Source organism: Pseudomonas lijiangensis (assembly GCF_018968705.1).
Classification (GTDB): Bacteria; Pseudomonadota; Gammaproteobacteria; order Pseudomonadales; family Pseudomonadaceae; genus Aquipseudomonas; species Aquipseudomonas lijiangensis.
Genome location: NZ_CP076668.1, coordinates 535,371 through 556,284 on the forward strand (window position 1 = coordinate 535,371; position 20,914 = coordinate 556,284).

The 20,914-nt window shown below is 58.9% G+C and carries 13 protein-coding genes; 7 read left to right on the forward strand and 6 right to left on the reverse strand.

Features of this window, described 5'->3' with window-relative positions:
- The first annotated feature begins 7 nt into the window (after positions 1-7).
- The 4 genes from dgcA to etfB all read left to right on the forward strand — a co-directional run bounded on the left by dgcA (position 8) and on the right by etfB (position 6,170).
- Complete coding sequence (dgcA, locus tag KQP88_RS02430) at positions 8-2,068, forward strand: NADH:flavin oxidoreductase (protein ID WP_216704752.1); 2,061 nt, start codon at positions 8-10, stop codon at positions 2,066-2,068.
- 109 nt (positions 2,069-2,177) lie between these two features.
- On the forward strand, positions 2,178-4,139 hold the full coding sequence (dgcB, locus tag KQP88_RS02435) for a (Fe-S)-binding protein (protein ID WP_216704753.1): 1,962 nt from the start codon (positions 2,178-2,180) through the stop codon (positions 4,137-4,139).
- Positions 4,139-5,359, forward strand: coding sequence for an electron transfer flavoprotein subunit alpha (etfA, locus tag KQP88_RS02440; protein ID WP_216704754.1), 1,221 nt, complete (start codon positions 4,139-4,141; stop codon positions 5,357-5,359). Before dgcB ends, etfA begins: the two co-directional genes overlap by 1 nt.
- Positions 5,349-6,170: an electron transfer flavoprotein subunit beta gene (gene etfB, locus KQP88_RS02445; protein ID WP_216705871.1), complete on the forward strand. Its 822-nt coding sequence runs from the start codon at positions 5,349-5,351 to the stop codon at positions 6,168-6,170. Before etfA ends, etfB begins: the two co-directional genes overlap by 11 nt.
- Before the next feature lie 717 nt (positions 6,171-6,887).
- On the opposite strand, the gene gbcA is transcribed toward etfB, so the two are convergent.
- Positions 6,888-8,186, reverse strand: a complete 1,299-nt coding sequence (gene gbcA, locus KQP88_RS02450; protein WP_025258239.1) for a glycine-betaine demethylase subunit GbcA — start codon at positions 8,184-8,186, stop codon at positions 6,888-6,890.
- Between the two features lie 323 nt (positions 8,187-8,509).
- Between gbcA and gbcB the strand changes: the two genes are divergently transcribed.
- Positions 8,510-9,610 (forward strand): glycine-betaine demethylase subunit GbcB, encoded by a 1,101-nt coding sequence (gbcB, locus tag KQP88_RS02455; RefSeq protein ID WP_095067248.1) that lies wholly within the window; start codon positions 8,510-8,512, stop codon positions 9,608-9,610.
- A 187-nt stretch (positions 9,611-9,797) separates the two neighbouring features.
- On the opposite strand, the gene KQP88_RS02460 is transcribed toward gbcB, so the two are convergent.
- Positions 9,798-10,058 (reverse strand): hypothetical protein, encoded by a 261-nt coding sequence (locus KQP88_RS02460; RefSeq protein ID WP_216704755.1) that lies wholly within the window; start codon positions 10,056-10,058, stop codon positions 9,798-9,800.
- Positions 10,059-10,420: 362 nt separating this feature from the next.
- On the opposite strand from KQP88_RS02460, the gene KQP88_RS02465 reads away from it, so the two are divergent.
- Positions 10,421-11,389, forward strand: a complete 969-nt coding sequence (locus tag KQP88_RS02465; protein ID WP_253950540.1) for a WD40 repeat domain-containing protein — start codon at positions 10,421-10,423, stop codon at positions 11,387-11,389.
- Between the two features lie 133 nt (positions 11,390-11,522).
- Positions 11,523-12,359 carry a 23S rRNA (adenine(2030)-N(6))-methyltransferase RlmJ gene (locus KQP88_RS02470; RefSeq protein ID WP_216704756.1) on the forward strand — a complete coding sequence of 279 codons (837 nt, stop codon included), beginning with the start codon at positions 11,523-11,525 and terminating at the stop codon, positions 12,357-12,359.
- 97 nt (positions 12,360-12,456) lie between these two features.
- Here KQP88_RS02470 and msrA read toward each other — a convergent pair whose 3' ends face one another.
- The 4 genes from msrA to aceE form a co-directional block, all read right to left on the reverse strand.
- Positions 12,457-13,104, reverse strand: a complete 648-nt coding sequence (gene msrA / locus KQP88_RS02475; protein ID WP_216704757.1) for a peptide-methionine (S)-S-oxide reductase MsrA — start codon at positions 13,102-13,104, stop codon at positions 12,457-12,459.
- Between the two features lie 89 nt (positions 13,105-13,193).
- Complete coding sequence (locus KQP88_RS02480) at positions 13,194-15,887, reverse strand: sensor domain-containing phosphodiesterase (RefSeq protein WP_216704758.1); 2,694 nt, start codon at positions 15,885-15,887, stop codon at positions 13,194-13,196.
- A 306-nt stretch (positions 15,888-16,193) separates the two neighbouring features.
- A complete protein-coding gene (gene aceF, locus KQP88_RS02485) occupies positions 16,194-17,819 on the reverse strand; it encodes a dihydrolipoyllysine-residue acetyltransferase (protein ID WP_216704759.1) in 1,626 nt (541 codons plus the stop codon).
- 151 nt (positions 17,820-17,970) lie between these two features.
- Positions 17,971-20,616, reverse strand: coding sequence for a pyruvate dehydrogenase (acetyl-transferring), homodimeric type (aceE, locus tag KQP88_RS02490; RefSeq protein WP_216704760.1), 2,646 nt, complete (start codon positions 20,614-20,616; stop codon positions 17,971-17,973).
- Positions 20,617-20,914 lie beyond the last annotated feature (298 nt).

Below are 20,914 nucleotides of genomic sequence, written 5' to 3' on the forward strand. Positions count from 1 at the left end.
TCGTGTTATGGCTTTCGAAGCAATGTTCCAGCCGATCCAGATCGGCAAACTGACGATCCGCAACCGTGTCCTGAGTACCGCTCACGCCGAGGTCTATGCCACCGATGGCGGGATGACCACCGACCGTTATGTGAAGTACTACGAAGAGAAGGCCAAGGGCGGCATCGGCCTGGCGATCTGCGGTGGTTCCTCCAGTGTCGCCATCGACAGTCCCCAGGGCTGGTGGAAGTCGGTCAACCTGGCCACTGACAAGATCATTCCGCACTTCCAGAACCTTGCCGACGCCATGCACAAGCACGGCGCCAAGATCATGATCCAGATTACCCACATGGGCCGTCGTTCCCGTTGGGATGGCGAGCACTGGCCGACCCTCATGTCGCCGTCCGGCATTCGTGAACCGGTCCACCGTGCGACCTGCAAGACCATCGAGCCGGAAGAGATCTGGCGGGTGATCGGCAACTACGCCAGCGCTGCGGCCCGTGCCAAGGCCGGTGGTCTGGACGGTGTCGAGCTGTCCGCGGTGCACCAGCACATGATCGACCAGTTCTGGAGCCCGCGGGTCAACAAGCGCACCGACGAGTGGGGCGGCAGTTTCGAGAATCGCATGCGTTTTGGCCTGGAAGTGATCAAGGCCGTGCGTAAGGAAGTGGGGCCTGATTTCTGCGTGGGTATCCGTATCTGCGGCGACGAATTCCATCCTGATGGCCTGAGCCATGAGGACATGAAGGAAATTGCCAAGTATTACGATGCCACCGGCATGATCGATTTCATCGGCGTCGTGGGCTCGGGTTGCGACACGCACAACACCCTGGCCAACGTTATCCCCAACATGAGTTATCCACCGGAGCCGTTCCTGCATCTGGCGGCCGGTATCAAGGAAGTGGTCAAGGCACCGGTACTGCACGCGCAGAACATCAAGGACCCGAATCAGGCCACGCGGATTCTGGAAGGCGGCTATGTGGATATGGTCGGCATGACCCGTGCCCACATCGCCGACCCGCACCTGATTGCCAAGATCAAGATGGGCCAGGTTGACCAGATCAAGCAGTGCGTGGGCGCCAACTACTGCATCGACCGCCAGTATCAGGGGCTGGATGTGCTGTGCATCCAGAATGCCGCCACGTCTCGCGAATACATGGGCGTGCCGCACATCATCGAGAAGTCCACCGGGCCGAAACGCAAGGTGGTGATTGTCGGTGCAGGTCCTGCGGGTATGGAAGCCGCTCGCGTGTCTGCCGAGCGCGGCCACGACGTGACGCTGTTCGAGAAAAAGGAATTCATCGGCGGCCAAATCACCACCGCCTCCAAGGCACCGCAACGTGACCAGATTGCCGGTATCACTCGCTGGTACCAACTGGAACTGGCGCGTCTGAAGGTCGATCTGCGCCTGGGGACGGCTGCCGATCCGGCGACCATTCTCGACCTGCGCCCGGACATCGTGGTGCTGGCAGTGGGCGGTCATCCGTTCCTGGAACAGAACGATCACTGGGGCGCGGCCGAAGGGCTGGTGGTCAGTAGCTGGGACGTGCTGGACGGCAAGGTTGCGCCGGGCAAGAACGTGCTGGTCTACGACACCATCTGCGAATTCACCGGCATGTCCGTGGCCGACTTCCTGGCCGACAAGGGCTCGCAGGTCGAGATCGTCACCGACGACATCAAACCCGGCGTCGCCATTGGTGGCACCTCGTTCCCGACCTACTACCGCAGCATGTACCCCAAGGAAGTGATCATGACCGGGGACATGATGCTGGAAAAGGTCTACCGCGAAGGCGACAAGCTGGTTGCCGTCCTGGAGAACGAATACACCGGTGCCAAGGAGGAGCGGGTGGTTGACCAGATCGTCGTCGAAAACGGCGTGCGTCCGGACGAAGAGCTCTATTACGGGCTCAAGGAAGGTTCGCGCAACAAAGGCCAGATCGACATCGACGCCCTGTTCGCCATCCAGCCGCAACCTTCGCTGAGCCAACCGGGGGATGGCTACCTGCTGTTCCGCATCGGCGACTGCGTGGCCCAGCGTAATACCCATGCGGCGATCTATGACGGATTGCGGCTGTGTAAGGATTTTTGAGGAAAGCTGCAAGCTATAAGCTGCAAGCAGCAAGAGAAGACAGCCGATCTGCTGTGCTTTTACTTGTGGCTTGCAGCTTATGGCTTGCACCTCGCCCGAGGTGATTCCGATGTTGAACACCCTTCTTCCCCTCCTGCTATTCACAGCCCTGGCCCTTGCGGTGCTGGGTGCTTTGCGGCGGGTAAAAATGTGGCGCAATGGTCGAGCCTCCAAGGTCGATCTGCTGGGCGGGCTGCTGGCCATGCCCAAGCGTTACATGGTCGATCTGCACCATGTCGTCGCCCGGGACAAATACATCGCCAATACCCACGTCGCCACGGCAGGTGGTGCGGTGGCGTCTATCGTGCTGGCGATTCTGGTGCATGGCTTCGGTCTGCATAACCGCTTCCTGGGCTATGCGCTGCTGCTGATGTCGGCGGTGATGTTCGTGGGGGCGGTGTTTGTCTTTCGTCGTCGTCTCAATCCGCCATCGCGCCTGTCCAAAGGCCCTTGGATGCGCTTGCCGAAAAGCCTGATGGCGTTTTCCGTCAGCTTCTTTCTGGTGACCTTGCCGGTTGCGGGAATTCTTCCCGAGAACTTCGGTGGTTGGCTGCTGGCCGTGATTCTGGGCGTTGGCGTGCTGTGGGGCGTCAGCGAACTGTTTTTCGGCATGACCTGGGGCGGGCCGATGAAGCACGCCTTCGCTGGCGCCCTGCACCTGGCCTGGCACCGACGTGCCGAGCGCTTCGGTGGTGGTCGTTCCACCGGTTTGAAGCCGCTGGACCTTACTGACCCAAGCGCGCCGCTGGGTGTGGAAAAGCCCGAAGATTTCACCTGGAACCAGTTGCTGGGTTTTGACGCCTGTGTGCAGTGCGGCAAATGCGAAGCCGCTTGTCCGGCGTTCGCTGCCGGCCAGCCCTTGAACCCCAAGAAGCTGATTCAGGACATGGTGGTCGGCCTCGCTGGCGGCACCGATGCCAAATTCGCAGGCAGCCCTTATCCATCCCTCGACGGCAAGGGCAAGCCCATCGGCGAACATGGTGGCAATCCGCATCAGCCCATCGTCAACGGACTGGTGGACGCGGAAACCCTGTGGTCCTGCACCACTTGCCGGGCATGCGTGGAAGAGTGCCCGATGATGATCGAGCACGTGGACGCCATCGTCGACATGCGCCGCCACCTGACCCTGGAAAAAGGCGCGACCCCTAACAAGGGCGCCGAAGTGCTGGATAACCTGATTGCCACCGACAACCCTGGCGGTTTTGCGCCGGGCGGTCGGATGAACTGGGCGGCGGATTTGAACCTCAGCCTGCTCAGCGAAAAGAAAACAACCGATGTGCTGTTCTGGGTAGGTGATGGCGCTTTCGATATGCGTAACCAGCGCACGTTGCGGGCGTTCGTCAAAGTCCTGAAAGCCGCGAAGGTCGACTTTGCCGTGCTGGGTCTTGAAGAGCGCGACAGCGGCGATGTGGCCCGTCGCCTGGGCGATGAAGCGACTTTCCAGATGCTGGCCAGGCGCAACATCCAGACGCTGTCCAGATACAGCTTCAAGCGCATCGTCACCTGCGACCCCCATAGCTTTCATGTGCTGAAAAACGAGTACGGCGCCCTGGGTGGTGACTACCTCGTGCAGCATCACAGTACTTACATGGCTGAACTGCTTCAGTGCGGCACGCTCAAGCTCGGGCAACACAAAGGTTCCAGCGTGACGTATCACGATCCGTGCTATCTGGGCCGTTACAACGGCGAGTACGAAGCGCCGCGCGAGGTATTGCGCGCCCTGGGTATCGAGATCAAGGAAATGCAGCGCTCGGGCTTCCGTTCCCGCTGCTGTGGTGGCGGTGGCGGCGCGCCCATTACCGATATTCCCGGCAAGCAGCGGATTCCCGACATGCGTATGGAAGACATCCGCGAAACCGGTGCCGAACTGGTGGCAGTCGGTTGTCCACAATGCACGGCGATGCTTGAAGGCGTGGTCGAGCCACGACCGATGATCAAGGACATTGCCGAGCTGGTGGCCGACGCCTTGATTGAAGAGCCGGTAGTCAGCAAGTCAGAGCCTGTAAGACGTGAACCAGCGGAGGTGCATTGATGAGCGACATTATCCGCCGCGACCCCCGTGCCGAATGGATCGCACGTAACCGTCTGCACCCTTTGCATGCCGCGATGCAGCCCGCACAGACCAGTTGGATGGGCCCCAACGGCCTCATGCGCAAGAACGTGCACGGTCTGGGCTTCATCGGCCCCAATGGCATCAAGCGTATCGACCGCAGTGGTGCGCAGCAGGGCGGGACGGTCAAACGCTCCGCAGCTGCCGAAATCAGCCTGCCGCTGCATCAAGTGCCGGAGCCTGCGTTTTACATCACCGTGGTGCCGGACATGGTCGGTGGCCGCCTGAGCAGTCATGACCGGGACCTGCTGGGGCTTGCCCATCAACTGGCGGGCAGCGCTGGGGCTGTATTGGCTGTGGTATTTGGCGAACACAAGGAAAGCACTTTCGAGACGGCGGGTGTCGACCGCCTGTTGGTTCTTGAAGGTGATGAGTTCAGCGGTTATTCACCGGAGCAGCGTGTGCAAGGGCTGCGGGCTGTGGATAACCAGTTCAACCCACGGCACTGGCTGCTGCCGGACAGCCGCAGCGGCGGTGGCGAACTGGGTCGGCGTTTCGCTGCCAGCCTGGGCGAACGTCCGGCGACTCGTGTCTGGCAGGTCAAGGATGAACAGTGCATCGGGCGTGCGGGAGCGGGGCGTGAAGACCTCGCTCGTCCGTTGGCGCGTCTGATTCTGGCGGCTGCCGAATGCGCCGAGCCGGTCAGTGAAACGCGCCATGAAGCGTTGCCGGTGGAGTTATCCACAAGTGTTGCGCGCAGTCTGGCACGCATCGAAGACCTTGGCGCGGTGGCCGTGGATCCTGCAGTTATCCCCATGGCCGAAGCGGAATTCATCTTATCGGGCGGTAATGGCGTCAAGGACTGGGACTTGTTCCATCGCACGGCAGCGGCTCTGGGCGCGACCGAAGGTGCGTCGCGGGTGGCGGTGGACGATGGTTTCATGAGCCGGGACCGTCAGGTGGGTGCCAGCGGCACCTGGGTCACAGCACGTGTGTATGTGGCTGTGGGTATCTCCGGTGCGATCCAGCACCTGCAAGGCATCGGCGCTTGCGACAAGGTGGTGGCGGTCAACCTGGATGCCAGCTGCGACATGATCAAACGCGCCGACCTGTCGGTGATCGGTGAAAGCGCAGCCATCCTCCAGGCCTTGATCGATGCGGTCGAGGCTTATCGCAACGAGGCAAAACGTGATGCGGCCTGAGCGCGGGAGTTCATCTGTGGATAATGCGTCATTGAACAAGGCCTCGTTGCAGGTCATGAGTCTGGTGTCCATCGGCGCTCACCCGACCTCGGGACGCGCCCGCCGCGCCGAGCAGGATGCCCGCGCCGTGGAACTGGGTTTGCAACTGGCTGGGGATAACTTGCAGGTGCTGCACGCCGGCAATGCCCAGGAGCCTGCACTGCGAGCTTATATGGGCATGGGTCTGGACGAACTGCAGGTGCTGGAGCAGCCTGAAGGCGCCGATGCACTGCCTGCGCTGACCGATTACATCCGTGATTCAGCGGTGCAGATCGTGCTCACCGGCAGCCAGGCTGAAACCGGCGAAGGCTCGGGCATGCTGCCGTTTCTGCTGGCGGAAAGGCTGGGCTGGCCGCTGGTGGTGGGGCTGGCCCAGGTGGAGTCTCTGGATAACGGCGTGGCCCTTGTCCTGCAAGCCTTGCCGCGAGGCCAGCGACGTCGCCTCAAGGTTCGCCTGCCGTTTCTGGCCACTGTGGATAACGCAGCGCCAAAACCACGCCAGAGCGCTTACGGTCCTGCACAGCGTGGGGCCTTGGGTGTGGAGCAGGTGGAAGTGGTGGAGGATGAGTTACTCACAGCCCATGGCCTGCAACCTGCCAAACCCCGCCCCAAACGCCTGAAAGTGATCAAGGCCAAGAGCGGCGCCGACCGCATGAAAGCCGCAACCGCCAAGGCCAGCGGCGGCACCGGGCAAGTTCTCAAGGGCGTCAGCCCGCAAGAGGGGGCCGCGGCGATCCTCAAGTTGCTGGTGGAAGAAGGCGTCATTCGATAAAACCCCTCAATTCTGTGGGAGCGAATTCATTCGCGAATGAATTCGCTCCCACAGGTGGAGTTGTGCACATTCCCTGTGCGCCCACCTGTGGATAACGTGTTCGCGGGTTTCTGAACCCCATGTAAACCGTGCCTTACAGGCCTCTGGTTGAAAAATGATCAACCTAACTTGCGGTTTTTACTGGCTTTTCCATGTGGATAAACAATCCACTGCTTCTCATCTCCTTGCTCAATTGCCCACAAACTCTGTTGGCCTCTCTGTGGACAAGTTGTTCGTGATCTCCTGTAGCCCATATAAAACGTGGCTTACAAGGTTTCGTATAAAAAATAATCAATTGATCGTCAATGGCTATAAATGCCGCTGTAAAGCCTTGCTGTATCACGCCTGGAGCAGTTTTCCACAGTGAGTGACTCACAAACCCGAAGTTGCCCCCAAAGTCTGTTGGCGCTTCTGTGGATAAGGTGTTCGTGATCCCTTGAAGGCCAATTAATACAAGGCTTTCAAAGGTTTGATCAAAAAATGAACAGTATGTCCCGCAATGGAGGCAATCAGTAAGTCACGGTTTTTTCAGGTTTTTTGAGAGCGAAAAAATCGACTTTCCCACAATTGCTGTGGGCTGCTCTGTGGATAAGTTGTTTGTTGTGTGCGGGAGAGGGCGGCAGGCTTGGTGTATGAGGGGGTTGGATGTTTTTTGATCAACATCCAACCCCCGCAGGGTCATTCGTGGTTGACCGCTACACCTTTGAGGTAGGGCGCAGGTTCTGCCCCGAGGTTTTCCAGTACCCGCGAGCTGTACCAGTCGATGAAGTTGACCACACCGAACTCATAGGTCTTGGAGTACGGGCCTGGCTGGTAGGCGCTGGAGTTGATACCGCGCTGGTTTTCCTCGGCCAGACGACGGTCCTGATCGTTGGTGGCGTCCCACACCTGACGCATGCGCTCAACGTCGTAATCGACGCCTTCCACGGCATCCTTGTGCACGATCCACTTGGTCGTGACCATGGTTTCCTGCGCGCTGATCGGCCATACCGTGAAGACGATGATGTGATCGCCCATGCAGTGGTTCCAGGAGTGAGGCAGGTGCAGGATGCGCATCGAGCCCAGGTCCGGGTTCTGGATACGGCCCATGAGTTTCTTGCAGCCGACCTTGCCATCCATGGTCATCGACACAGTGCCCTTGAGCAGCGGCATGCGCACGATGCGGTTGCGCAGGCCGAAGCTGGCGTGTGCGTAGGGAATCTTCTCGGCGTCCCAGGCAGCGGCGGAGGCGGCCACATGGTCCTTGAAGGTCTGATCGGCACGCGGGTCGGTGACGTCGTCCCATTCCAGCAGGGTTTTCAACAGCTCCGGGTGTGAGCCGTTGCAGTGGTAGCACTCGCGGTTGTTCTCGATCACCAGCTTCCAGTTGGCTTTTTCCATCAAGGTGGTTTGCACCGCCACCTTGGTGTTTTCCATGTCGTAGGGTTCCATGTAGTGCTTGAGCGTGGCCAGGAACTCATCGATGGCAGGTGGATTCTCCGCCAGGCTGATGAAGATATAGCCGCCTGCGGTTTTGACGTTCACGGGCTTGAGGCTGAAGTTCTTCATGTCGAAGTCGTCGCCCATCTCGGTGCCCGCGTACAGCAGGCGTCCGTCCAGCTCGTAGGTCCACTGGTGGTAAGGGCAGACCAGCTTGGCGACCTTGCCTTTCTCGCCGGTGCACAGGCGCGAGCCTCGATGGCGGCAGACGTTGTGGAAAGCATTCACGCTGCCATCCGGGGCGCGGACGACGAGGATCGGGTTCTTGCCGATCTGCAGTGTCAGGTAGTTGCCCTTGGCCGGGATTTCGCAGGTCATGCCCGCAATCAGCCATTCCTTGTGAAAGATTTCCTGCATGTCGATTTCAAACAGCCGGTCATCACTGTAGAAAGGCTGCGGCAGCGAATAGGTGCGCTCGCGGTTCTGCAGCATCTGGGCAGTGGCCTTGCGTGCAGGTTCCAGCGGGTCGCCAAGGCTCAGGGTTGCGGTGATGTCCATTGTTCAGATTCCCTCATGACCGCATCGTTGGCGGCCTGCGAATGTGGCTAATACGGTTCTTTGCAGCGCTGCACGCAAGGCGATTGGGGGTCGCTCATGCCGGTGAGTTTATTCATGGCTGTTAAGGGGCGAGTGTGGAGGCGGGCGCGGAGTGAACCTTATCCATGGGCGACATGGCCGAATCCGTTCCCGACTAGGGAACCCACGGTCTGTGGGGGCTGGTCGCCGTAAGTACGTGAATGTCGTTGATAGGTAAATGCGCCTCCTGCGCGTTACGCAGAATCCCCATCATAAAGGCCGACAGTCGGTCGTGGAGATCAAGCATGTCCCAGAATTTTCTCAACCCGGTAACCACCCAGACATGGGCCAATGGCCGCCATCTTGTGCGCGTCGTCAAGGTGATCCAGGAAACCTGGGATGTAAGGACCTTCTGCTTCATGGCAGACCAGCCGATCCTGTTCTTCTTCAAGCCCGGTCAGTTCGTCACCCTGGAGCTGGAAATCGATGGCGTGCCGATCATGCGCTCCTACACCATTTCCAGTTCGCCGTCGGTGCCCTACAGCTTCTCGATTACCGTCAAGCGCGTGCCGGGAGGCAAGGTCTCCAATTACCTGCACGACACGCTGCATGAAGGCCAGGAGCTGGCAGTGCACGGGCCTGTCGGCTTGTTCAACGCCATCGACTTCCCCAATCCGAAGATCCTGTATCTCAGCGGCGGTGTCGGTATCACGCCGGTCATGTCCATGGCCCGCTGGTTCTACGACACCAATGCCAACGTCGACATGGTGTTTGTACACAGCGCCCGCTCGCCCAAGGACATCATCTATCACCGCGAGCTGGAGCACATGGCGTCGCGGATCGATAACTTCAGTCTGCATCTGATCTGTGAGAAGCACGGCCTTGGTGAGCCCTGGGCGGGTTATCGCGGTTACCTGAACCAACGGATGCTGGAGTTGATGTCGCCGGACTACAAGGACCGCGAGGTGTTCTGTTGCGGGCCGACGCCATACATGGCTGCGGTCAAGCGCATGCTGCAGGAAAGCGGCTTCAACATGGCGCAGTACCATGAAGAGTCCTTTGGCGCGACGCCACCAGAGGTGCGCGCCGAAGCCGTGGAGCATGCGGAAATCGCTGCGGATGCGCCGGAAGTCGATTTGGCGGATCTGCATCAGGTGGAATTCACCGACACCGGCAAGAGCATTCGTGTTGCGCCGGGGGAAACCGTCCATGCGGCGGCTTCCAAGCTGGGCCTGATGATTCCCAAGGCCTGCGGCATGGGCATCTGTGGCACCTGCAAGGTCATGAAGCTCAGTGGCGAAGTGGAGATGGAGCACAACGGCGGTATCACCGACGAAGATGTGGAAGAGGGTTACATCCTGTCGTGCTGCAGCGTGCCCAAAGGGGATGTGCGGATCGAATATTGATCCACAGGGGCGCATGTCAGGGGCAATGAATCACTTTGTGGGAGGCAGCTTGCTGGCGACTTCAGCGTACAAACGCAGAATATCTGCCAGTTTCAGGCCTTTTCGCCAGCAAGCTGCCTCCCACAAGTGATAGACATACCTTGACTGATCGGCATTACATCGAAGGTGCGCCCGGTGCTTTCAGGTTTTACTTGTGACTCTGTTTGTAAGTCGCCAGTGCCGGCAGCAATTGCTGATCGATGGCCTGGCGCACCGCTGGCAGTATGGTCGCACTGCCCGTCAGCAATTGTTCAACCAGACGCCGCAAGGCTGTGGCGCGTTCTTCGGTCAATCCACATACCGCTTGTGCACAGGCCTGCTCGGCCGTTGAGCCAATTGGCATCTCGAACCCCAGCGCTCTGAGCTGGCTCAGCAAATCCTCTTGATCAACCAAATCCGCATGCATCATGACGAGTGTTCCTTTGATCGGGTAAGGCCCTGATTCTGGTAGCGCGTCACTGTCGCGGCAAGCCCGCCTGCCGGGGATGGCTTGATTACCTACGGGCAGGTCGCTTTTTGAACGGCTTGGTCCGGTAAAAAGCCGATCAGTGGTCAGGTTTATGCGCTTTACCTGTTATTTCTGACAGTACCCAACCCGTTGTTGCGGGTATTCAATAATGCCCTGTTATTCCTGATCCGATATGGAGGACGCGCTTTGGTAATGACTCATTCAATGGAGCACATCATTGATCTGTTAACGATTGACGTTTTAAAGGCAGCACCTGTTTTCTCGAATGATGGTCTGAACAGGCCAAGGGATTGGTGGGTTAAATGCAAAGAAAAATATTCACAGGTACGGCTTTCCTGAGCCAAAAGAAAGAATTTCCCTCCCATGTATCGTCTCCCCATGAAGCAAGACTTCTTGCCAGTATTCCTTTGAATTTTTCACCCAAGGAAATTGATGTAAGCCCGGATGACACTCTGCTTTTTGTTTCTCACGACGATGGGACCGGGGTCAGTTTTATCGATATCGAGAGCCGTGAAGTCGTATCCAGTATCAAGAGGGGTTGCGTAGGCGATGTGGCTGTCAGCCCGGATGGACGCAGGCTTTATGTCACAGGACAGAATGAATGCTCAGTGATTGATGTCCAGCGCAATGCACTGGTCGCGATCCTCGATTCGGAGGGTGTCGATAAAATTGCGGCCAGCCCGGACGGGAGTTTCATCTGCCTGTCTTTCCGCTACGCGCCCGGTGGGCTTATCCGTATGGTTGACGCCATTGATTACAATGCCGAAAGTGATTTCGACCTGGGCAAAATGTCGAATGCAGTTCTGGTCATGGCAATCAGTCCGGACGGCCATTACATCTATGCATCGGAACTTGCCGATGATCCCGACAGTGTTGTCGCGATGATCGATACGCGGGATTACTCGCAAGTGGATATTCCGGGCTTCAGAAACCCATGCTCCATGGCAGTCAGTGCGGATGGCAGTCAGCTTTATGTCGGCGGTTTTGATGAAATGTTCGTGACCGATACGGCCACGCAGAAGATTCTGTATACGCTGGAGTTCGGTTCAAGGGGTTACCCCGTCAATCTCATCGGTGGAACACCGGATGATCGCTATGTGTACGCCATTCATTCCTGCAATTTCGATTTGTACAGAATCGATACGATTGAAAGAACAGCCACGCGCATCGACTTCTTTCATTCGGTAGGTGGCGCAGTCTTGAACCGTAAAGGTGATCGTCTCTATACCACTCACCCAGACAGGAAGTGGATTTCCATTTATGCCTTGTAATGCGGGTAATGCCTGATCCTGTTACGTACAACTTGCCGGAAGGGTGATCAAAGCCGTTCACCCTTCGCCACAGAAAGCACTGTCTTGTTCCCGTCCGAGTTTTGCTAAACTGCGCAGCCTTCCAGGAGCTGCCATGAATTACCGTCACGCCTTCCACGCTGGCAACCATGCCGATGTGTTCAAACACCTGACCCTGACTCGCTTGATCGCCCTCATGGCGCGCAAGGAGCAACCTTTCGCCTATATCGACACCCACGCCGGGCTTGGGCTTTACGACCTCAAGGGCGATCAGGCCACCCGCACCGGTGAATGGCTGGAAGGTATCGGGCGCTTGTGGAATGCGTCGGACCTGCCTGCGCTGGCAGCCGATTACCTGCAAGTGCTGCACGACATGAACCCCGATGGCGAACTGCGTTACTACCCGGGCTCGCCGGAGCTGGCTCGTCGCCTGACCCGTGAACGCGAGCGCGTGCTGCTCAACGAGAAACACCCCGAAGACGGGCGGTTGCTCAAGGAAAACATGAAGGGTGACCGCCGGGTTGCCGTGCATCTGGGGGAAGGCTGGCATGTACCACGGGCCTTGCTGCCGGTTGCCGAGAAGCGCGCCGTGATGCTGATCGACCCGCCTTTCGAGCAGCTCGATGAAATGAAGCGCTGTGCCGTCGCACTCAAGGAAGCCATCGGCCGCATGCGCCAGACCGTCGCCGCGATCTGGTATCCGGTCAAGGACCAGCGTCAGCTCAAGCGCTTCTACCAGGACCTGGCCGAAACCGGCGCGCCCAAGTTGTTGCGCGTCGAGCTTCACGTTCATCCATTGGACACCCCGGCAAGCCTCAACGGCTCCGGCCTCGCCATCGCCAACCCGCCTTGGGGGCTGGAAGAAGAGCTGCGCGAATTGATGCCTTATCTGGCCGAGAAACTGGGACAGACCCGGGGTGGCTGGACGATGGATTGGTTGATAGCAGAATAGGGGGAGCTGCAAGCTGTAAGCCGCAAGCTTCAAGCGGGTTTTTCGCGAATGAATTCGCTCCTACATGGCCCGTAGGAGCGAATTTATTCGCGAAGCTTCAGGCCGGCAAACAAACCCCTGTCCCACCCAGCCCGCAATAACCCTGCGGGTTTTTTGCCAGGTATTGTTGGTGGTACGCCTCGGCGTAGTAGAAGGTCGGTGCCTGATCGATCTCGGTCGTGATCTCGCCCAGTCCGGCTTTGCTCAGCTCGGCCTGGAAGGCCTTTTCGCTGGCTTTGGCGGCTTCGAGCTGTTCTGGTGTGGTGCAGTAGATCACCGAGCGGTACTGGGTGCCGATGTCGTTACCCTGGCGCATGCCCTGGGTCGGGTTGTGCGCTTCCCAGAAGATCTTGAGCAGCGATTCGTAGCTGATCTCTTCTGGTTCATACACTACCAGCACCACCTCGCTGTGGCCGGTCAGGCCCGAGCAGACTTCTTCATAGGTCGGGTTGGGTGTCAGGCCGCCTGCATAGCCCACGGCGGTGCTGACCACACCCGGTTGTTGCCACAGACGTCGTTCTGCGCCCCAGAAGCAGCCCATGCCGAAGATGGCGAATTCGACCGTGCCCGAGAACGGACCCAGCAACGGGTTGCCGTTGACGAAGTGCTGTTCAGGAACGGCGATAGGTGTTTCACGGCCCGGCAGTGCTTGCTGGGCGGTAGGGAGTACATTTTTGTTCACTAGAATTTCCGAGCGAAGAGTCATGAACCATATCCTCTCGATAAGTGAAAACAGATTAGAGGGATAAACAGTCCGACAGTGTGCCCGAGAGTCCGGTGTACAGGGAAGAGGGGTCAGGCCGACGGTCTGCGCGTGTAGCGTTTCAGTTTCTCGATGAGTTCTTCGCCGGGAATCGGCTTGTCGAACAGGTAACCCTGCCCCACGTCGCAGCGATGGCGGCGCAGGAATTTCAGTTGGGCCGCGGTTTCAATGCCTTCAGCCACGACCTTCAGCTTGAGGTTATGGGCCATGGCGATCACCGCCGAGGTGATTTCCATGTCGTCCTCGTCGTCCGGAATGTCCCGGATGAAGCTGCGGTCGATCTTGATCACATCGATGGGGAATTTCTTCAGGTAACTGAAGGATGAGTAGCCGGTTCCGAAGTCATCCATGGCCAGCGACAGGCCGAGTTTTTTCAGCGAGTCGAGTTGCTGGCGAGTGTCTTCGGTGGCTTCCAGCAGCAGGCCTTCGGTCAGTTCCAGTTCCAGCAGGGATGCATCCAGCGCTTCCTCTTCGAGAATCGAGGCGATGGACGACACCAGATCCGGGTCCGAGAACTGCTTGGGCGAAACGTTGATCGCCACCTGCAGATTGCCGAAACCGGCTTCTGTCAGCGCCTTGCTCATGCGGCAGGACTGGCGGGCGACCCATTTGCCGATGGGGATGATCAGGCCGGTTTCTTCGGCAACGCTGATGAACTGATCCGGTCGGATCATGCCCTTTTCCGGATGGTTCCAGCGCAGCAGGGCTTCCATACCCAGCAAACGGCCGCTGCGCAGGCACAGCTTGGGCTGGTAGAAGACTTCGAGTTCATTCTGGGTCAGGGCGCGACGCAGGTTGTTTTCAACGAACAGCTTGTAACTGGCTTCGGCATTGAGCGCTTCGGTAAACACCTGGACCTGATGCTTGCCGTTGGCCTTGGCCTTGTGCAGTGCCAGACCAGCGTTTTTCATCAGGGTCTGCGGGTCGCGGCCATGCAGCGGAGCGCAGGCCAGGCCCACGGAGCCGGTGACACTGATCAACTGGTTGTCGACGAACATTGGCTTGTCGAGTGTCGCCAGCACCTGGCTGGCAACGTTCTGCCCGGCTTCAAGCCCGCTGTGATCGAGCAGCACGGCAAATTCGTTACTGGCAAAGCGCGCCAGAATGTCGGACGGGCTCAGGGTATTGCGCAGGCGCCGGGCCAGGCTGATCAGCAGCTTGTCGCCGGTCTGATGGCCCAGGCTGTCGTTGATGCGCTTGAAGTTGTCGATATCCACCAGCAACAGGCTCATGGGCGTGTCGCTGTCCCGTGCGAAGCGCTCGTCCAGGTTTCGGATGAAGGCTGGCCGGTTGCCCAGACTGGTCAGGTTGTCGGTGTAAGCCAGGCGCTCGATGCGCTGCTGCGCCAGCTTGCTCTGGGTGATGTCTTCGTAAATGCCGATGTAATGGGTCAGCTCGCGATTGTCGCCATAGACCTTGGAAATCGACAGCTGGCCCCAGTAGGGTTCCAGGTTCTTGCGTCGGCTCTTGAATTCACCTTGCCAGCTGTTGCTCTTGTTCAGACTGGAATTGGCATCGAGCAGCAAGGCATTGAGGTTTTCCAGGGCCGGCAATTCCGACAGCTTGTGACCGTGGACTTCTTCGGAGGTGTATTGCGTGATGGCCGTGAAGCTCGGGTTGACGTACTCGACCATACCCTCGCAGTTGACCAGCAGGAAAGCGTTGGCGCTTTGCTCGACGGCACGCTGGAACAGGTACAGCGCGTTGGTGGCGGCACGTCGGCTGTGGTTGTTGATGACCTGCGCGAACTGGTCGGCCAATTCACCGGCAAATGTTATTTCGTCAGGCTGCCACTCACGCTCCGAGCCGGTCTGCTCCAGGCACAGCACACCGACCACTTGGCCATCGATGCGGATACTGGCGTCCAGAATGGCATTCACGCCCCTTGGCAGCAGGGTGTCTGCTATCTCGCGGGTGCGCGGATCGTTCTGCACGTTGCTGACATCGATTGCCCGGCTGTTGTGCAGCGCATCGAGGTAATTGGGGTACTGGCTGATATCCAGCGGCTTGCGCACCTGATAGTCGCAGCTTTGCCGGTGATAGTCGGCAATCGACTCCAGGCGCTGCTCGTGCAGGCTCCAGATGCCGACCCGGTCGACATCGTAGATATCGCAGGCACTCTTGGTGATCAGTTCGGCGGCTTCCAGCACCGAGTTGGCGGTGGTGTAGCGATGGCGTGTCAGGCGCAGGATCAGCTCTTGCTGGGCGCGTACCCGCTCCAGGTGGGCGAGCTGATCACGTTGCGCACGCTGGTTGAGCTCCAGGGCGATCTGCAGGCGCGAGTTCTGGGTTTCCAGGTCCGGGCCGAAAGTCTGCTCTTCTTCTGCAAACAGTCCATCGACAACGAGAAAGTAGCCGCGCAGCAAATGACGATTGTGCTGTTTGTAGGCCTCACCGATTTCCAGAAGACCCAGCGGGCCTTTGGGGGTGTGCAGGGTATAGCGGACCAGATAGAAAGGAGTGGATGCCAGTTGCAACTGGATCTCGTCATGCAGCTTGTAGCGCGCCTCCGGCTCCATCAGGCTGGCGTAGGGCGAACCAATCAGGGCGCAGAGTTCCACGGCAGGCAGGCCGAACTGTTTTTCGCAGTTAGGATCGAGAAACAGCAGCGCCCAATTGGCTTCATTAAGCCGCTCGAAACGCAGCATGCCCAGGCGCGAGGGCACCGGCAATTGCGTTACTACCTCGGCTGCCGTTCTGCCGGCAGCATCGGTTTGGCTTTTCATGAACAAACTCGCTTCCGGAATTCTGATCGCGGTAGGGCATTGGCCCGGATTACTTTCGCGTATGGCAAGGTTGCATCATGCAGCTCGGGCTTACAAGAGAGGGCGGTGGCTTAGTGCTATAAAAGTGTCAGCCGGTTGACCTGGCTCGACAATACACCAGATGAGCGCAGAAAGCAGAGGTCTTGCCGAGCTATATAACCGGGACAGGCAGACAAAAAAAGCCCCGCTTGAAGGCGGGGTTGAGGTTCGAGCGTGGCAGCTCGCAAATACACGGCAAGGCCCGCCATGTGGCGGGCCTGCCCGGGCTTACAGCAGGATTGTGCGGATATCCGCCAGCAATTCGCTCAAGCGCTTGGTGAAGCGGGCAGCAGCTGCGCCGTTGATCACGCGGTGATCGTAGGACAGCGACAGAGGCAGCATTAGTTTCGGCTGGAAGGCTTTGCCGTCCCAGACTGGCTGGATGGTTGCCTTGGAGACACCCAGAATCGCAACTTCCGGTGCATTGACGATCGGCGTGAAGCCGGTGCCGCCAATGTGGCCGAGGCTGGAGATCGTGAAGCATGCGCCTTGCATGTCGTTCGCGGTCAGCTTCTTGTTGCGGGCCTTTTCAGCCAGTTCGGCTGCTTCGGCTGCCAGTTGCAGCAGGTTTTTCTGGTCGACGTTGCGGATCACAGGGACCAGCAGGCCGTCCGGGGTGTCCACGGCGAAGCCGATGTGCACGTATTTCTTGCGGATGACCGCTTTGCCGCTTGGTGCCAGCGAAGCGTTGAAGTCCGGAAGCTCCTTGAGCAGGTGCGCGATGGACTTGAGCAGCAGTGGCAGGATGGTCAGCTTGACGCCAGCCTTTTCGGCAACGGCTTTCTGCGCAACACGGAAAACTTCCAGGTCGGTGATGTCGGCCTGATCAAATTGCGTGACGTGCGGAATGTTCAGCCAGCTGCGATGCAGACCGCTCGCGCCCAGTTGCATCAGGCGGGTCATCGGTACTTCTTCGATTTCGCCGAAACGGCTGAAATCGACTTCAGGAATCGGCTGGATGCCCGCGCCGCCGCTTGCGCCGCCCGCAGGTGCTTCCTTGGCCTTCTGCATCATGGCCTTGACGTAAACCTGTACGTCTTCTTTCAGCACACGGCCGTGCGGGCCGGTTGCGCTGACGGCGCTCAGCTCGACGCCGAACTCGCGAGCCAGCTGGCGAACAGCCGGGCCTGCGTGAACCTTGGCACCGCTTTGAGCGGGGGCTGGTGCTGGAGCGGCTTCTGCCTTGGCGGCAGGTGCGGCAGCCGGAGCAGCTTCGGCCTTGGCCGGGGCCGCTGCCGGAGCGCTGGCAGCCGGAGCCGGTGCAGCAGCAGGAGCAGCGCCTGCGATTTTCAGTTTCAGGATCAGGTCGCCGGTACCGACTTCCTGTTCCAGCTTGACTTCAACGCTCTCGACCACGCCTGCGGCAGGAGATGGAATCTCCATGCTGGCCTTGTCGGATTCCAGGGTGATCAGCGATTGATCGGCCTGGATGCTGTCGCCTGGCTTGACCAGGACTTCGATGATCTTGGCCTTGCCCGACGAGCCGATATCAGGAACGTGGATGTCCTGAACGGTGGCGCTGGCAGCAGGAGCCGGTGCAGCAGCAGGTGCTTCGGCCGGTTCCTCGGCAGCGGCTGGAGCCGGAGCAGGTTCGGCAGCAGCGGCCGGAGCAGCCGCTTCGCCTTCGACTTCCAGCTCGAACAGCTCGTCGCCTTCTTTCAGGCGGTCGCCCAGCTTGACCTTCATGGCCTTGATGACGCCGGCCTTGGGAGCAGGGATTTCCATGCTTGCCTTGTCGGACTCAAGGGTCAGGATGCTCTGGTCGGCTTCAATGCGATCACCGACCTTGACCAGCAACTCAATGACTTCACCTTCACCGTTGCCGATGTCGGGTACGCGAATTAACTCACTCACAATGTTTCTCCTTCGCAGAACCTGTTCATTCGATTGCGCCGTATCCAGTTGCAACGAAACAGCCTTGGATGCTCATTTACGGGTGTAAATTCCGCATCCTCGGCTGTTTCACGCCTTTGAATGGCGCAGTTACCGATTTTGAAGCAGGTTCTTAACAGTCCAGTGGGTTGCGTTTTTCAGGATCGATACCGAACTTGGCAATGGCTTCAGCCACGACTTTAGGTTCGATGTCGCCACGGTCAGCCAAGGCTTCCAGGGCTGCCAGCACCACGAAGTTACGGTCGACTTCGAAGAAGTGACGCAGCTTGCGGCGGCTGTCGCTACGGCCGAAACCGTCGGTGCCCAGCACTTTGTATTCCTTGGACGGAACCCACTGACGGATCTGGTCAGCGAACAGCTTCATGTAGTCGGTGGAGGCGATGACCGGACCTTTACGGCCGCTCAGGCACTGCTCGACGTAAGTCTGCTTCGGCTTCTGGCCAGGGTGCAGACGGTTGGAGCGTTCTACCGCCAGGCCGTCACGACGCAGTTCGTTGAAGCTGGTGACGCTCCAGACGTCGGCGCCGATGTTGAACTCGTCGCGCAGGATCTTCGCCGCTTCGCGGACTTCACGCAGGATGGTGCCCGAGCCCAGCAACTGGACGTGGTGAGCAGCAGCCTTGGTGTCTTCTTCGAGCAGGTACATGCCCTTGATGATGCCTTCCTCGGCGCCGGCCGGAATGGCTGGCTGGGTGTAGGCTTCGTTCATCACGGTGATGTAGTAGAAGATGTCCTGTTGTTCTTCGGTCATCTTCTTCATGCCGTCCTGGATGATCACCGCCAGCTCGTAGCCGTAGGTTGGATCATAGGTGCGGCAGTTAGGCACGGTGGCGGCCAGGATGTGGCTGTGACCGTCTTCGTGCTGCAGGCCTTCGCCGTTCAGCGTGGTACGGCCGGCAGTGCCGCCGATCAGGAAGCCACGGGTGCGGCTGTCGCCAGCGGCCCATGCCAGATCGCCAATACGCTGGAAGCCGAACATCGAGTAGAAGATGTAGAACGGCAGCATCGGCTGGTTGTGGTTGCTGTACGAAGTACCGGCAGCGATGAACGACGACATGGCGCCCGCTTCGTTGATGCCTTCTTCGAGGATCTGGCCCTTCTTGTCTTCGCGGTAGAACATCACCTGATCTTTATCGACTGGCTCGTAGAGCTGGCCGACGGACGAGTAGATGCCCAACTGACGGAACATGCCTTCCATACCGAAGGTACGGGCTTCGTCCGGGATGATCGGAACGATGCGCTGGCCGATTTCCTTGTCCTTGACCAGTTGCGCCAGGATGCGCACGAAGGCCATGGTGGTGGAGATTTCGCGGTCGCCCGAGCCGTCCAGAATCGCTTTCAGCGTTTCCAGTGGTGGCGTCGGGATGCTGATGCTCTTGGCGCGGCGCTGAGGTACGAAACCACCCAGGGCGCTGCGGCGCTCGGCCAGGTACTTGGCTTCGGCGCTACCTTCTTCCGGACGGAAGAACGGCAGGTTTTCCAGCTCGGAGTCCTTGATCGGCACGTCGAAGCGGTCACGGAAGTGACGCAGGCTGTCGACATCGACTTTCTTGGTGTTGTGCGCGGTGTTCTTGGCTTCGCCTGCACCGGTACCGTAACCCTTGATGGTCTTGGCCAGGATGACAGTCGGCTGGTCTTTGTGGTTGACCGCCTGATGGTAGGCCGCGTAGACCTTGTACGGGTCGTGACCACCGCGGTTGAGTTTCCAGATCTCGTCGTCGGACAGGTCTTCGACCATGGCCTTGAGTTCAGGCGTGTTGAAGAAGTGCTCGCGAACGAACGCTCCGTCTTTTGCCTTGTAGTTCTGGTACTCGCCGTCGATGACTTCGTCCATGCGGCGTTGCAGGGCACCGTTGGTGTCCTTGGCCAGCAGTGGGTCCCAGAAACGGCCCCAGATGACCTTGTTGACGTTCCACTGGGCACCACGGAACACGCCTTCGAGTTCCTGGATGATCTTGGCGTTGCCGCGAACCGGGCCGTCGAGGCGCTGCAGGTTGCAGTTGATGACGAAGATCAGGTTGTCCAGCTTCTCGCGACCGGCCAGAGCGATTGCGCCCAGGGATTCCGGCTCGTCGGTCTCGCCGTCGCCCAGGAAGCACCAGACCTTCTGCTTGCCTGCCGGGATGTAGCCGCGGTTTTCCAGGTACTTCATGAAGCGCGCCTGGTAGATCGCCTGGATCGGGCCCAGACCCATGGATACGGTCGGGAACTGCCAGAAATCAGGCATCAGCCATGGGTGCGGGTACGAGGACAGGCCGTTGCCGTCGACTTCCTGACGGAAGTTGTTCATCTGGTCTTCGCTGATGCGGCCTTCGAGGAACGCACGGGCATAGACGCCTGGGGAGGCGTGGCCCTGGAAGTAGATCAGGTCGCCGCCGTGCTCGTCGGTCGGGGCCTGGAAGAAGTAGTTGAAACCGATGTCATACAGCGTCGCGCTGGAAGCGAAGCTGGAGATGTGACCGCCCAGGTCCGGGTCGTTCAGGTTGGTCTTGACGACCATTGCCAATGCGTTCCAGCGTACCAGCGAGCGAATGCGGCGTTCCATGAACAGGTCGCCAGGCATGCGTGCTTCGTGAGTAACCGGAATGGTGTTGCGGTATGGCGTGGTGATGGCGTACGGCAGCTGCGAACCACTTCTAGTGGCCAGCTCGCCCATACGGGTCATCAGGTAATGAGCACGGTCTTCGCCTTCTTTGTCGAGAACCGATTCCAGGGCGTCCAGCCATTCCTGGGTTTCGACGGGATCGAGGTCTTGCATGGCTTGCTCCAGGGCGGAAAGGCTTCCAGAATCGGTTGCCTGAGTTTGCGACTGGCCTTGTGGGCAGACGACATAAAATTCTTGGATTACCGGAGGGTTGTTCCGGCGGCGTGTAGTTTTACTACAAATCGACGACCATTTCAGCCCTTCGAGTTACATGCTCAGTAGTAAAACTACAGAGAAGCGACCAAATCGCTCCTGTCGTGTTGTGAGATAAAACGTTACCGTTGATGCGAATTTTATAATTTAGAGTGAAAAATTGGTGTTTTCTGCTAGCGATTCAGATTTTTCAGCAATT